The 12845-nt window shown below is 56.0% G+C and carries 13 protein-coding genes; 4 read left to right on the top strand and 9 right to left on the bottom strand.

Annotation, left to right across the window (positions count from 1 at the left end; translation table 11 throughout):
* Positions 1-252 precede the first annotated feature (252 nt).
* Positions 253-1698 carry an MFS transporter gene (locus A6U95_RS27675; RefSeq protein WP_065686826.1) on the bottom strand — a complete coding sequence of 482 codons (1446 nt, stop codon included), beginning with the start codon at positions 1696-1698 and terminating at the stop codon, positions 253-255.
* 103 nt (positions 1699-1801) lie between these two features.
* Between A6U95_RS27675 and A6U95_RS27670 the strand changes: the two genes are divergently transcribed.
* Together A6U95_RS27670 and yedA are read left to right on the top strand one after the other, a co-directional pair.
* Positions 1802-2455 carry a metalloregulator ArsR/SmtB family transcription factor gene (locus tag A6U95_RS27670; protein WP_065686825.1) on the top strand — a complete coding sequence of 218 codons (654 nt, stop codon included), beginning with the start codon at positions 1802-1804 and terminating at the stop codon, positions 2453-2455.
* Positions 2456-2595: 140 nt separating this feature from the next.
* Positions 2596-3510 (top strand): drug/metabolite exporter YedA, encoded by a 915-nt coding sequence (yedA, locus tag A6U95_RS27665; RefSeq protein WP_024527478.1) that lies wholly within the window; start codon positions 2596-2598, stop codon positions 3508-3510.
* A 99-nt stretch (positions 3511-3609) separates the two neighbouring features.
* Here the strand turns inward: yedA and A6U95_RS27660 are convergent, their stop codons facing one another.
* On the bottom strand, positions 3610-4536 hold the full coding sequence (locus A6U95_RS27660) for an Rpn family recombination-promoting nuclease/putative transposase (RefSeq protein WP_024527477.1): 927 nt from the start codon (positions 4534-4536) through the stop codon (positions 3610-3612).
* Positions 4537-4777: 241 nt separating this feature from the next.
* On the opposite strand from A6U95_RS27660, the gene A6U95_RS31330 reads away from it, so the two are divergent.
* A complete protein-coding gene (locus A6U95_RS31330) occupies positions 4778-4954 on the top strand; it encodes a hypothetical protein (RefSeq protein WP_173409588.1) in 177 nt (58 codons plus the stop codon).
* A gap of 6 nt (positions 4955-4960) precedes the next feature.
* Here the strand turns inward: A6U95_RS31330 and A6U95_RS27655 are convergent, their stop codons facing one another.
* The 7 genes from A6U95_RS27655 to A6U95_RS27625 form a co-directional block, all read right to left on the bottom strand.
* Positions 4961-5743 (bottom strand): PhnD/SsuA/transferrin family substrate-binding protein, encoded by a 783-nt coding sequence (locus tag A6U95_RS27655; protein WP_074423415.1) that lies wholly within the window; start codon positions 5741-5743, stop codon positions 4961-4963.
* Positions 5744-5748: 5 nt separating this feature from the next.
* On the bottom strand, positions 5749-6519 hold the full coding sequence (locus tag A6U95_RS27650; RefSeq protein WP_065686823.1) for an ABC transporter permease: 771 nt from the start codon (positions 6517-6519) through the stop codon (positions 5749-5751).
* On the bottom strand, positions 6516-7451 hold the full coding sequence (locus A6U95_RS27645) for an ABC transporter ATP-binding protein (RefSeq protein WP_065686822.1): 936 nt from the start codon (positions 7449-7451) through the stop codon (positions 6516-6518). Before A6U95_RS27645 ends, A6U95_RS27650 begins: the two co-directional genes overlap by 4 nt.
* A complete protein-coding gene (locus A6U95_RS27640; RefSeq protein ID WP_186531807.1) occupies positions 7448-8602 on the bottom strand; it encodes an ABC transporter permease in 1155 nt (384 codons plus the stop codon). The genes A6U95_RS27645 and A6U95_RS27640 overlap by 4 nt, the downstream gene beginning before the upstream one ends.
* 350 nt (positions 8603-8952) lie before the next feature.
* Entirely contained in the window at positions 8953-9882 is a 930-nt protein-coding gene (locus A6U95_RS27635) for an ABC transporter substrate-binding protein (RefSeq protein ID WP_024486419.1), read from the bottom strand.
* A 29-nt stretch (positions 9883-9911) separates the two neighbouring features.
* Complete coding sequence (locus A6U95_RS27630; RefSeq protein WP_065686820.1) at positions 9912-10943, bottom strand: fatty acid desaturase; 1032 nt, start codon at positions 10941-10943, stop codon at positions 9912-9914.
* A 174-nt stretch (positions 10944-11117) separates the two neighbouring features.
* Positions 11118-12011, bottom strand: a complete 894-nt coding sequence (locus tag A6U95_RS27625; RefSeq protein ID WP_065686819.1) for a LysR substrate-binding domain-containing protein — start codon at positions 12009-12011, stop codon at positions 11118-11120.
* 139 nt (positions 12012-12150) lie between these two features.
* On the opposite strand from A6U95_RS27625, the gene A6U95_RS27620 reads away from it, so the two are divergent.
* Positions 12151-12795 (top strand): hydrolase, encoded by a 645-nt coding sequence (locus A6U95_RS27620; protein ID WP_065686818.1) that lies wholly within the window; start codon positions 12151-12153, stop codon positions 12793-12795.
* Positions 12796-12845 lie beyond the last annotated feature (50 nt).

Here is a 12845-nt window from a genome sequence, read left to right as displayed (position 1 = left end):
TCGTTGCCAAGGAAAACATGAAAAAACCTATTGGGCCCTTTCCGTCATCATCGGCTTGGTTTTGTCTTCATTTTTTACGGCCGGTGCCGGGCTCTCTCTACTCTGCACCCGCGGGAATATCCAAACTTATCGTCTCGGTATTTTTTTCAATTGCCGTGATCATCGTTATACATAAGTTTCTTTGCGCCATCTTGAAAAAACCGCCATCCAGGGATGGCGGCTGATTTATTTAGTTCGCTCACCGTTTCGTTATCAGGAAGTCGATGTGCTCGGAGAATGGCCAGACTCCTCGGCTGGCTGGCCAATGGCCGCACTGCGCCAGGCACTGTAGATCGCCAACAGCGGGGCCAAGGCGAACAGCAGGAACAGCCAATGGGCAGCGGAGGCCGCGCCCTCGATGCCACCCGGCGTGGTAAATCCGGCCAGGTTGGTGACCATCCCCGCCAACGCCGCGCCAAACGCCGTGGCGAACAGCTGCACCGTGGTAATGGAAGCCCCGGCGATATCTTTATCGGCCTGAGGAGCCACCTGCAAAATGCGTGTCAGCAAGTGCGGCCAACCAAAACCGATCCCGAAACCGACCAACGTCAAAGCCAGCACGATCGGCCACAGCGCCTGCCAGTGGCCATTAGAGGGAATAGGCATCAGTACCGCCAGCCCCAGCAAACCAAGCAGCACCAAAATCGGCCCGCTGATGATCGCCAAACGGATCCCCACGCCGCGCCAACCGGAGCTAAGGATTTCTGACAGAGTCCAACCCGCCGCCATAGTGGCCGCAATATAGCCGGAAATCAGCGGTGACTGACCATGCAAGGTTTGCAAGAAATAAGGCACAAAGATCTCGCTGGTCATGCCGATCACCAACAGAGTTACCGTAGCGTACAGCGAAGCCAGCGCCGAACCACGACGCAGTGCCTGAAGTGGCAGCAGGCGAGCACGGGAATATCCCTCACGCCGGATTAACCCAATCAACAACAGCAACGCCAGCACGATGCCGCCCACATTTAGCCAACCGCTATCTGCCAGGCTGCCAGCCGACACCACCAATACCGCGCCAGCCAGCAGCAGCAACTGTATCAGCGGTAACGGCGTTGGCCGCTGCTGTGGTTTACCTTTGGGCAGGATACGGAACGTAAAGGCGGCGTACAGCACCATGATCGGCAACAGAATACCGAACGCCCAGCGCCAGGCGTTCAACTCGGCAAAAATCCCGCCGACGGCAGGCCCCACCAACGTAGCAATCCCCCACATTGCTGAGATCAACGCCATGGCGCGTGGCCAGAGTTTCTGTTCAAACACCAGGTTAATCATCGCGTAGGACAGTGCAAAGATCAGGCCACCACCAAACCCCTGTACCGTGCGGCCAATCAACATCACCGGCATGGAAGGGGCCAGCGCACACAGCATCGCGCCCACAATAAAGAACAGCGACGCCACCAGATAAGCGCTACGCGCCCCGTAACCACTCAGCAAACGTGCCGACAGCGCCGAGCCTAATATCGAGGCCACCACAAACAGAGTGGTGTTCCAGGCATAGAGATCCAACCCACCGATGTCCTGTACCACCGAAGGTAGAATGGTGGTTGCCACCAGAATATTGATCGCATGCAAAGCGACGCCGAGTGACAGTGCGATGGCACTGGCGGCATTTTTGCCGGAAAAGAGATCGCTCCAACGGCTGTTCTCATCGGTTATCACGGTTATCGTCCTGTTTTCAGAGGAATGGCATTGAGTTGATCTTGCTATTAGGCTAAATTTAACAAGCAATATCTTGGAATAATTAAGGGCGAGGCGCTGTAATATGTCAAGAATTAACTTGGAAAATGGCGAATGCACCGCACATTCGGTCAGTGATCGCTTGCTGAAGCTGTTGAAAACCCACGGTCCGCAGCAAGCCTCAGAAGCAGGAAAAGTACTCGGCACCACCGGTGAAGCGGCTCGTCAGCAATTCGTCAAGCTGGCAAAAGAAGGTCTGGTGGAAGCCAAGGCCGAAACCCGTGGCGTTGGCCGCCCGGTACAGCTCTGGCAGTTGACCGCCGCAGGTAACGCCCACTTTCCCGACGCCCATGCCGAATTGACCGCCCAACTGTTGCGCACGGTGCGTGACAAACTGGGTGAACAGGCGATGGAGCTGCTGATCGACAGCCGAGAGCAGGAGACCCGAATTAATTATAAACAGGCGATGATCGGTGCAGCCGATTTACGTGAACGTGTTGCTCGTCTGGCAGCCATCCGTTGCCGTGAAGGTTATATGGCCGAGTGGAGTGAAGAGAAAGACGGCGAGTTTCTGCTAGTGGAAAATCACTGCCCCATCTGCAGCGCCGCGACGGTTTGCCAAGGATTTTGCCGCGCCGAGCTGAACGTATTTACCGAGGTGCTGCAAGCCAAGGTTGAGCGCAGCGAACATATTCTTACCGGTGCCCGCCGCTGCGCCTACCAGATCTCCCAATCATAATCCCTTGATTTAGGCCAGGGACTGGCGGCCTCCCCCGGTACCACGACAGCACTCAACGGGCAAAAAAGCATTGCTTATCGGCCATGCCTTAAGGTTTACTGAGTGTCCTAACGATTTTTCACCCTACCGAATAATAACCCATGCTGAGCCAACAAAATCGTCATCTCCTGCCGTTAATCGGGGCGCTGTTTACGTTATATATTGTCTGGGGATCGACCTACTTCGCTATCCGAGTGGGAGTGGCAAGCTGGCCTCCCTTGATGATGGCGGGCATTCGTTTTCTGATTGCCGGTATCATCCTGTTCGTTTTCCTGTTACTGCGGGGCCATGCCCTGCCCACCCTGAAACAGTGGGTCGCCGCTGGCACCATTGGCATTCTGTTGCTGGCCGTGGGTAACGGCCTGGTCACGGTAGCCGAGCATCAGGATGTGCCTTCCGGCATTGCCGCGGTGATGGTCGCTACGGTTCCGCTGTTCACCCTATGCTTCAGCATGTTTTGGGGCATCCGCAATACCAAACTGGAGTGGACTGGCATCGCCCTTGGCCTGGTGGGCATTGTGTTGCTCAATACCGGCAATAACCTGGTGGGTAACCCGACCGGCGCGCTGTTGATCCTGTTGGCTTCCGCTAGTTGGGCTTTTGGTTCGGTACTCGGCTCACGTATTTCGCTCCCTGCCGGGCCGATGGCCGGTGCCGCAGAAATGCTGGTGGCCGGCGTGGTGCTGACCATCGCCAGCCAACTGAGCGGTGAGCATTTGGATAAAATGCCCACCTTCAGCGGCTTTATGGCGCTCGGTTATCTGATTGTTTTCGGCTCGATGCTGGCGATCAGCGCCTATATGTTCCTGCTGAAAAACGTACGCCCGGCGGTAGCGACCAGCTATGCCTACGTCAATCCGGTGGTGGCGGTACTGCTCGGCGTCGGTTTTGCTGGCGAATCCCTGGGCCCGCGCGAGTGGCTGGCGTTGGTGATTATCGTCTCAGCGGTGGTGTTGGTGACGCTGGGTAAATATCTGTTTGCCCGCCCGGCCAAGGTGCAACCGGCCGTGAAGTAAGGCATTTGTACCACACAAGGAAAGGGAAGCAGGCATTCTTCCCTTAGCCTGTCTGCTGGGGAATAAAAAACTGGTGTCACTATGTCACCAGCCCGGCCGTCAATGTGAGTGGTGGATTTGTGCCAAATCGTTTTCCGAAAGACCGGTCAACTTCATCACCATGGCACGTTCAAAGCCTTCAGCCAGCATAGAACTCGCTATTTCCAACACGGTTTCCCGCCCTTTTTCCATGCCTTGCTTTATGCCTTGCTTTATCCCTTTCTCGAAACCTTTTTGCTCAAGATATTCTGCAATAGTCATCAATTCCTCCTCATGCCGCGGCGCGCGTCTGGCCAACTCACGGAGCAACGTCTCCGGTTCGGTTGCCTTCCCCACCAACAGCATATAGTTCACCAATGATATGAGTTGCTCTTTGGTAGTGTATCCGGCCAACAACAATGTGACCAGTTGTTCTAACAGCTCAACCAGGTCACGCTGGCGTACATGCTTTTGCAACAACTCAAGAATGGCCATGCGGCGGTGCTGCATGATTTCATCGTCCGGAATGACGGTAACGTCAACCAACGGAAAATGCCCCGCATAGAGCTGCCTGGCTAGTTCAGGCTCACTGAATTCCTCTAACCAACTCATTGAGTAGGGATAAGGCGCCACCTGGCCGTGATAAAAGAGCACAGGAATAACCAGAGGAAGCTGGTCGTGTCCTGCCTCAAGGTGGCGTTGCATTGCCGCAATGGCATAGCGTATTAAACGAAATGCCATATGTTTGTCGGGCGAGCTTTGATGTTCGATCAAAACGTACACATAACCATCCCCTCTCTCGGTTCGCAACGAGTAAAGTACGTCAGAGTAATGGGCACGCAGGTCGCTCTCGATAAAACTACCGGGTTCCAGCTTTAGCGTGTTCAGATCGCAATACTGCAGTAAGGCAGGCGGCACATGTAATTCCAGGAAATCACGGGCCGTGTCTGGATGGGTGAGGAACTGCTTAAATACCGCATCATGCGGGGTGGAGGTGGCTTTTTTCATGTCGGTCATCCTTGGACTTAACATAAAAAAACCTACCATAGGCTGTCATCGGCGCACATTATGAACGAATGGGTTCTGAATCCGCCTCGCAAAACCTTTGAACATCAGTTGCGAACCCGATCCCGGCCAAAAAGACGAGAGGATTGGTGCAGTCCGCATACCCCCAATTAAACGAGTGTTGTTTCACCCGGTGAAGGGGCTATAATTCCCGCTGTTCTGGACAACCTGCGAAATCATCATTATGCGGAAAAAAGCGTTCCTCATCGTCATCGCCTTATGCGCCTTCGGCTCTCTGAGCGGCGTCTTTCTGGCCGGGCTGAATATGTACACCCGTTCCACCACGCCACAAGAAGAGACCACAACCACCAACGATGCCGCAGCCGATAGCGCCCCAACGGCCACTATCCAAGCGAAATAACCTGCTTTATAACGCCGTTACGCCAGCGTTGGCCGCCAGCCTTTCAAGCTCGGCCACCCGCTGATAAGCGGCACGCGGCACCAGACTAAAATCGCCGATCAGCAGGCTTTCACTGGCCGTATGGTTGACCATTGCACTGGCCGCAGTGCGCAGGATTGCCAATTGTGAGTCTGGGGTTCCGGCCGCCGTGATCAACGGCAAGCCCGGTACCGCAGCGGTACGGCCAATAATCTTCAGCCCAGCAACGGCCTGTGGCCGTGCCCGTTTCAATAGGGCAAAGCTGATACAGTCGATGGCCGCAATATCCGCCTGCCCCTCCAGGATCATCTCCAGTGATTGATAGTGGCTGCCAGAGGCGATCGCCTGGCGGAAAAAACGCCCTTCTCGCGCCAACGGGGCAATCAAGGCTCGCAGGCTGTTATACCCCGACTGCGAATCCCGGCTGTTATACGCCACCACGCGATCGCGAAAATCTTCCAGACGCTCAGCCGGTTCATCCTCACGCACTACCAGCCAACTGCTGTAGTTCGCTCCGCTGCAACCTTCCACGCGGTAATGGTAAGTGCCCACCAGCTGTACCTGTGGTAGCACCGTCACCAATGGATAACCGCAGGTCTGGCTAAGTAGCAGATCCGGCCGCTGCCAGTGTTGCGGCAAATCCTGCGGCCAACTCAGCGTCTGGGGAACCTCCGCCATACCCAGTTGCCGCAGCTTATCGCGTAGCGCCTGCCAGAACGGTTCCACCTGTTGGTGGCTAACGCCGTACATCGGTAAAGAGACTATCGCCATGGAAGTTACCCCGCAGAAGATGAGACAGTCAGCCGTTGCTGACGCCAGGCGGTGAGGTAGCATACCCAGCGTTCGAACAGCATGTCGGTAATGATCGCCAACAACGCCACTACCACCGCTCCCTGGATCACATACGCCGTATTGAAGCCACTCAGGCCAATAATGATCGGCGTTCCCAACGTTTTGGTGCCCACCGTCGAGGCTATCGCCGCCGTGCCGATATTGATAATCACCGAAGTACGGATCCCCGCGACGATCACCGGGGCCGCCAGCGGCAACTCAACGCGCCACAAAACTTGCCAGCGGTTCATCCCCACCCCTTGAGCCACTTCACGCGTCCCCGCCGGAACCGACTCTATCCCGGTCAAGGTGCCTTGCAGGATCGGTAATAACCCATACAGCACCAGCGCAATAATCGCTGGCTGCTCACTAAAGCCCATTACCGGTACCGCCACCGCCAATACCGCGACCGGTGGAAAAGTCTGCCCAACGGCAACCACGGTTTCCACCAATGAGCGAAACTCCCGCCCGGCACCGCGCGTCACCGCAATGCCAGCGGTTACGCCAATCATTACCGCAATCAGGCTCGATACGGCTACTAGCGATAAATGCGCAACAACCAGCGAGAAGAAGCTGTCCTGCTGATACACCGGCCTATCCAACTGTGGGAACCAAGCGGCAAACAGGCCGTGCAGATGGTTCATGCCAAAGACCAACGCCACTAGCAGAGTAAATGTCCACGGCAGCGGATCGCGCCACCAGCGCGTGATATTCATGATAGCGCCTTGTGTGTAATCAAATCGCTGAAATGCAAAACGCCAAGCGCTTGCCCCTGTTCGTCAACCACCGGTAAACGTTCGCTGCCTCGGGCAACAAACACCGACAGCGCCTCACGCAGGCTCATCATGGCCTGGATGGGGTCCCCATCCGCCTCGCCCGGCCGCACCCTTTCGGCTACCGTGCCCAACGCCAACAGCTTGATCCCCCGATCGCTGCGGCCAAAGAAGTCACGCACAAAATCATTCACCGGGTTGGTTAACAGCTCCAACGGAGTGCCTTGCTGCACCACTCGCCCCTGATCGAGCAGCACGATCCGATCGGCCAGCCCCAGCGCCTCATCGATATCGTGCGTCACCAGTACGATGGTGCGGCCAGAAAGTTGATGAATGCGGGCAATCTCAGCCTGCAATGAGGCCCGGGTCACCGGATCGAGCGCACCAAAGGGTTCGTCCATCAGCAACACCTCAGGATCGGCGGCCAGCGCCCGTGCCACCCCAACCCGCTGTTGCTGTCCACCGGAAAGCTGATGTGGATAGCGGCGGCGGAACTGTTCCGGCTCCAGTTGCAGCAGCTCCATCAGCTCAGTCACCCGATCGCGGATCCGTGTCCGTGGCCACTTCAGCAACTGCGGCACCGTGGCGATATTCTCTTCTACCGTCCAATGGGGGAACAGGCCGATCGACTGGATGGCGTAGCCCATTCGGCGGCGCAAATCCTGCGGCTTGAACTTATGGATCTCCTCACCGGCAAACCTGATCTTGCCTTTATCATGCTCGATCAGGCGGTTGATCATCTTCAAAGTGGTGGATTTGCCAGAGCCGGAAGTGCCGATCAGCACGGTAAACTCCCCTTCCGCCATGCTCAACGAGAGATCGTCCACCGCCGGTTTCCCCTGAAAAATCTTGCTTACCCGGTCAAAGTTAATCATCTGGCAGTCACTTCCAACATTGAAATTATGAATTTAAACAGCGAATCGACGATCACCGCCATGGCAATCACCGGGATCACCCCGAGCAGCACCAGATCCAGCGCGCTGCTGAGTAATCCTTGAAACACGATCGCACCAAAACCCCCGGCACCGATCAGCGCGGCCACCACCGCCATTCCCACGGTTTGAACCGCCAGGATCCGCACGCCGGTCAGGAACAGTGGCAATGCCAGTGGCAGCTGTACGCCAAAGAAAATCTGCCCACGCGTCATTCCCATGCCGCTGGCGGACTCAATCACGCTGGCGGACACGCTTTGCAAACCAGCGACCACGCTGCGCACCAGCGGCAACAGGGCATAGAGCACCAATGCCACAATCGCCGGGGCCATGCCGATACCGCTGATACCCAAGTTAGCCAGCCAAGGTAGCGCCGCCGCCAGCCCGGCCAACGGGGCGATTAACAGGCCAAACAGCGCAATGGAAGGGATGGTCTGGATGATATTCAGCGTAGAGAAGATGGGACCCTGCCAGCGGGTTGAACGAAAACACAACACACCCAACGGCACGCCAATCAGCAGAGCCGGTACCAAGGTAGCCAGCAAAATGGTCAAATGCTGTAGTAACGCGGCATCAAATACCTCTTGCCGGTTGTAATACTCCTTCAGCAGGGAAAGCTGGTCCAACTGATGGGTAAACAGCAACAGCGCAGCAGGTAGCAGCACCAGGGCGTTACCCAGAATGCGCCACAGGTGCGAGGGGGTGATCCGCGTCATGGCATCTGCAGCGATCAGGCCGCTCAATGCTGCCATTAGCGCACAGCCGCTGCTCCAGGAAGTGCGTGCCAACGGCGAGCCCTGCAATGCCAGTTGCTGAGCGGTATAGCCGCTCAACCAAAAGATCATCGCCAATAGAACAGCGGCAACGCAGGCGGTCAGCCGCGCCCGATTGCGCGTGGGGGTCAACAGGCTGAGTACGGCTAACGCCAGTAATGGCAGCAGCAACCACAGCGCCGGGCCATGCAACAGTGAAATCAGAGAGATACTCTTGCCAGACAGCAGGCGATTAGGGGCATAACTGAGGAACGGCAGGCCAAAGGCCGCAAGCAGCAGCAAAATAAACAAGGTCAGTAATACGCGGTTTTTCAAGACAATAATCAAAATCACTCCCAGGGTCTAATCAGCCAGTTAAGCGCAGAATGCATAGCTACGCGTAAGCTGACGTCCCCTCACCCTAACCCTCTCCCACAGGGAGAGGGGACTGAACGTGCCACAAATAGGCTCCTGCACCTAACCCCAATGCCGCATCCGTTCCATCTCCTGCGGGGAGGGGATTAAACGTTCTAAAGATTGAATCCTGCTCCGTATCAGTTCCCAAAGGAAGAGAGGATTACTCATGCCACAGATTGAATCCTGCCCTTAATGGCTGCTCCGTACCAGCTCCCTCTCCCTGTGGGAGAGGGTTGGGGTGAGGGGCAATATCAGATTCAGTCGTCAAATCAAGGTTACTTAATCAACCCTTTCTGTTTCAGATAATTGACCGCAACCTGTTTGGCATCCTGGCCTTCTACGGCGATCTGCGCGTTCAACTGCTGCAAGGTTGGGCCGTCGAGCGTAGCGAATACCGGTTTGAGCAATTCGGCGATATTGGCGTGTTGCTGCAGCGTTGCTTCACGAATAATCGGAGCCGGGGCATAAATTGGCTGTACGCCCTGTGGGTCTTCCAAGGTTTGCAGGCCCAGCGCGGCCACCGGGCCATCGGTCCCATACGCCATCGCCGCATTCACCCCAGAGGTTTGTTCCGCCGCTGCCTTGATGGTCACCGCCGTATCGCCGCCAGCCAGTGACAGCAACTGATCCTGATTAAGCTTGAAGCCATAAGCGTTCTGGAAGGCCGGTAGCGCGTCCGGGCGTTCGATAAACTCTGCCGATGCTGCCAGTTTGAACTTACCGCCGTCGTTGATCCACTTGGCGAGATCTGCCAGGGTTTTCAGATGGTTGGCCTGCGCCACGTCCTGGCGAACGGCGATCGTCCAGGTGTTGTTTGCCGGGGCGGCATCCAGCCAGACGATTTTGTTCTGGTCATAGTCGAGCTTTTTCACCTTCTCGAACCCGGCCTGAGCGTTTTTCCACGCCGGATCTTTTTCATCGGAGAAGAAGAAGGCACCGTTACCGGTGTATTCCGGGTAGATATCAATCTCGCCGGAGGTGATCGCACCACGCAGTACCTTGGTGGTGCCTAGCTGCAGTTTGTTGGTGGTTTTGATGCCGTTGGCTTCCAGCACCTGCACAATGATGTTGCCAAGCAACGAACCTTCGGTATCAATTTTAGAACCCACGCGTACCGTATCGGCCGCCTGTGCAACACCGCTGGCTCCCGCCAGAACGGTCAAAGCCAATGCCAAAAAACGTGCGCGTAATGGGGTAATAGCCATGCTTTATCCTCTTTGATGATGCCTTCCGGCTATTTCGCCAGATCGATTGGAAAATCCTGCGCGGTATGGGTCCAGCGTATCACATGCTGTTTCCCGACACTCTCCTGTTCAAACGGGTGTACTTCAACAGCAATTGGCGTTACGGCATGGTCGACAAACCAGTTGCCATAGCCCTGCACCACAAATCCCTGGCTGCGTTGCCGGTAGGCCTGTTGCTCTGCCAGATAAATTTTTCGCAGGCCATACCAAGGCAAACCGGGTAAATCATGATGCACTAAATGATAGTTCAAATTGAGAAACAGCAGCCGCCACGGCCAAGAGGCCTCATTAATAATAGAACGTGCCTGCGGAGCGTCCACCGCGCGATGCTCATAGAACGAGCGAATTTTGGTCAACCCCAGCGCCGGGTAGCTCACCGCCAGCAGATAAAAGGCGGCAGAAATGCCCTGAGTTTGCAGCCAGGCGAGCAGAGCCACCAACAGAGCAGCGTGTACCAGCCACATCGCCAAGGTACGCAGCCCCCCTGCCAATATGGCTTTCAGGGCATTCGCCAGCGTGGCGGCAATATCCCATGCTGGGCCAAGCGTGACTCGCCCAATCAGGGTGTTACGCACCTTGGCCAACAGAGGCAGCAAAACAGGAAACCGTTGCCACTGCGCCCGGCTGAAATAGTAACTTTCCGGATCTTCGGCAGGTTGGGTCAGATGATCGTCACGGTGATGCTGAATATGGCTGTCGCGGTACAGCCCGTAGGGATACCACACCGCCAGGGGAAGCAGGCCGAACAGTTGGTTGAGCCGTGGCCACCGGGTAGGATGGCCGTGGATCAGCTCATGCTGCAACGAGAGATACCAGGTAGTCGCCAGCGTCAGCAGCGGTGCGCCCAGCCAGGGGCCAAGCTGCTGCCAGTAATGCACCACACCGAACCAACTGCCGTAAACCAGCAGCATAATGCCCCAGGTCGGCAGCTCCAGCCGCCAGACCCATTGCCGGTTAAGCTGTTGGATCCAGGCACGTTGTTCGTCGTGCAGATAGTGGCTATGGGGTTTGGCTGAGGGCATTTTCCGGCTCGCTGAGGCTATTTTTCTCAGTATCAGCGAAGCGGATCGGCGCTCAAAATAACAAAAGTGGTAAAGCAAAGTTAAAAATCAGCATCATGACGTTTCGTTCATGGATGCCGCCCCTGGAAGACAAGAACAGACCACGTGTTAGCCTGCTCTGCTAACCTGACAGAATCATTCCCCCATCACGGCATAAGCTTGCAATCGCTCACGCCACCAGAGGCTGGCCAAGCCGGTAGCACTTTCTCGCCAGCCGAAGTAGGCAGTGTCGCTATCACGCTCTGCTTCCACGCTTTTCGCCACCAACTGGCCGGTTTTCAGATGAGGTTCTGCCAGATAATGAGGCAGATAGCCGCAGCCCAACCCGGCCAACTGCGCCTGCAATTTGGCCTCAAAACTGAATACCGTCAGTTGATCCTGCTCATCCAGCACGTGCAGACTTTGCGGTGAATTCACCCGCGATGAGTCATGAACCACCACTGCCCGATGCTGGCGGATGGTGCTTTTCTGCAACGGTTCCGGCTGGGCGGCCAACGGATGGTGCGGGGCTACCGCAAACACATACTCCAACTGCCCTAGCGGGCTAAAAGCATAGCCAGCGCGCGAAGGTGGCTCACAAATCGCACCGATAATAATATCGGCACAGCCGTGTATCAGCGCCTCCCAGGAGCCAGCCAGCACTTCATGACTGAAACGCAGCCGGGTGTGGTGGTGATTACGGTAAAACTCATCAATCAGCGGTAACAGCCGGGCAAAAGGGAACGATGCATCCACCGCCAGGGTGAGATCGCTCTCCCAGCCACTTTCTACATAGCGCGCCTGCTGCTCCAGATCTTGCGCAGCACGCAGCAATATCCGCCCCTTTTCCAGCATCAGCTTGCCGGTAGCGGTGAATTTTGCCCGGTGGCCGGAGCGATCGAGCAGCGTGATCGCCAGATCGCTCTCCAGTTTCTGCACCATGTAGCTCAGGGCTGAAGGCGTTTTAAACAGCGCGGCGGCCGCGGCGGCAAATGATCCATGACGATCCAGCGCGTCCAGGATCAATAGCGCTTCCAGGTTTAGTCTCACCCCTTTCTCCCATAGATAAAAAAACTTAACAAGAAGGTAAAAATTCTACGCTATCTTTGAAAACGGCACCTACCTACCATTCATTCCATTGATACAGCGCATCCGTCTTATTCACGGTAATACAATTGGAAGGTACATTATGTCGAAGTTTGAACTGCTTGATCCAAAAAATTCCGCACTCATCTTTATCGATCATCAACCGCAAATGGCTTTTGGCGTGGCCAATATCGATCGCCAACAGCTGAAAAACAACGTGGTAGCGCTGGCAAAAGCCGGCAGCATCTTTAATGTCCCCACTATTTTTACCTCGGTCGAAAGCGAAAGTTTCAGCGGCTATATCTGGCCGGAACTGCTGGCGGTGCATCCAGAACTCACCCCGATTGAACGTACCTCGATGAATTCCTGGGAAGATGCGGCATTCGTTAAAGCCGTGGAGGCCACTGGCCGTAAAAAACTGGTGATCTCCGCCCTGTGGACCGAGGTCTGCCTGACCTTTCCGGCATTGATGGCACTGGAAGCCGGGTATGAGGTTTATGTGGTCACAGACACCTCTGGCGGCACCTCGGTGGATGCCCATGAGCGCGCTATCGATCGCATGGTGCAGGCTGGGGCCATTCCGGTCACCTGGCAACAGGTGCTGCTCGAGTACCAACGCGATTGGGCACGTAAAGAAACCTACGATGCGGTGATGGATCTGGTACGTGAACACAGCGGTGCCTACGGGATGGGCGTTGACTATGCTTACACTCTGGTGCATCACGCCCCGGCTCGCAGCGGCAAGTAAAACCGCGCAGGGCTCACCTTGACTGACCGCATTACCCTCCCGGCCGCGCG

This window comes from Serratia sp. 14-2641, from assembly GCF_001692375.1.
GTDB lineage: Bacteria > Pseudomonadota > Gammaproteobacteria > Enterobacterales > Enterobacteriaceae > Chania > Chania fonticola_C.
This window is presented reverse-complemented; position numbering and strand designations above follow the sequence as displayed.

Bases quoted from the DNA above. Each gene is read 5' to 3' on its own strand.
- A6U95_RS27670 (WP_065686825.1), top strand. From the start codon at position 1,802: ATGTCAAGAATTAACTTGGAAAATGGCGAATGCACCGCACATTCGGTC.
- yedA (WP_024527478.1), top strand. From the start codon at position 2,596: ATGCTGAGCCAACAAAATCGTCATCTCCTGCCGTTAATCGGGGCGCTG.
- A6U95_RS27660 (WP_024527477.1), bottom strand. From the start codon at position 4,536: ATGAAAAAAGCCACCTCCACCCCGCATGATGCGGTATTTAAGCAGTTC.
- A6U95_RS31330 (WP_173409588.1), top strand. From the start codon at position 4,778: ATGCGGAAAAAAGCGTTCCTCATCGTCATCGCCTTATGCGCCTTCGGC.
- A6U95_RS27655 (WP_074423415.1), bottom strand. From the start codon at position 5,743: ATGGCGATAGTCTCTTTACCGATGTACGGCGTTAGCCACCAACAGGTG.
- A6U95_RS27650 (WP_065686823.1), bottom strand. From the start codon at position 6,519: ATGAATATCACGCGCTGGTGGCGCGATCCGCTGCCGTGGACATTTACT.
- A6U95_RS27645 (WP_065686822.1), bottom strand. From the start codon at position 7,451: ATGATTAACTTTGACCGGGTAAGCAAGATTTTTCAGGGGAAACCGGCG.
- A6U95_RS27635 (WP_024486419.1), bottom strand. From the start codon at position 9,882: ATGGCTATTACCCCATTACGCGCACGTTTTTTGGCATTGGCTTTGACC.
- A6U95_RS27630 (WP_065686820.1), bottom strand. From the start codon at position 10,943: ATGCCCTCAGCCAAACCCCATAGCCACTATCTGCACGACGAACAACGT.
- A6U95_RS27620 (WP_065686818.1), top strand. From the start codon at position 12,151: ATGTCGAAGTTTGAACTGCTTGATCCAAAAAATTCCGCACTCATCTTT.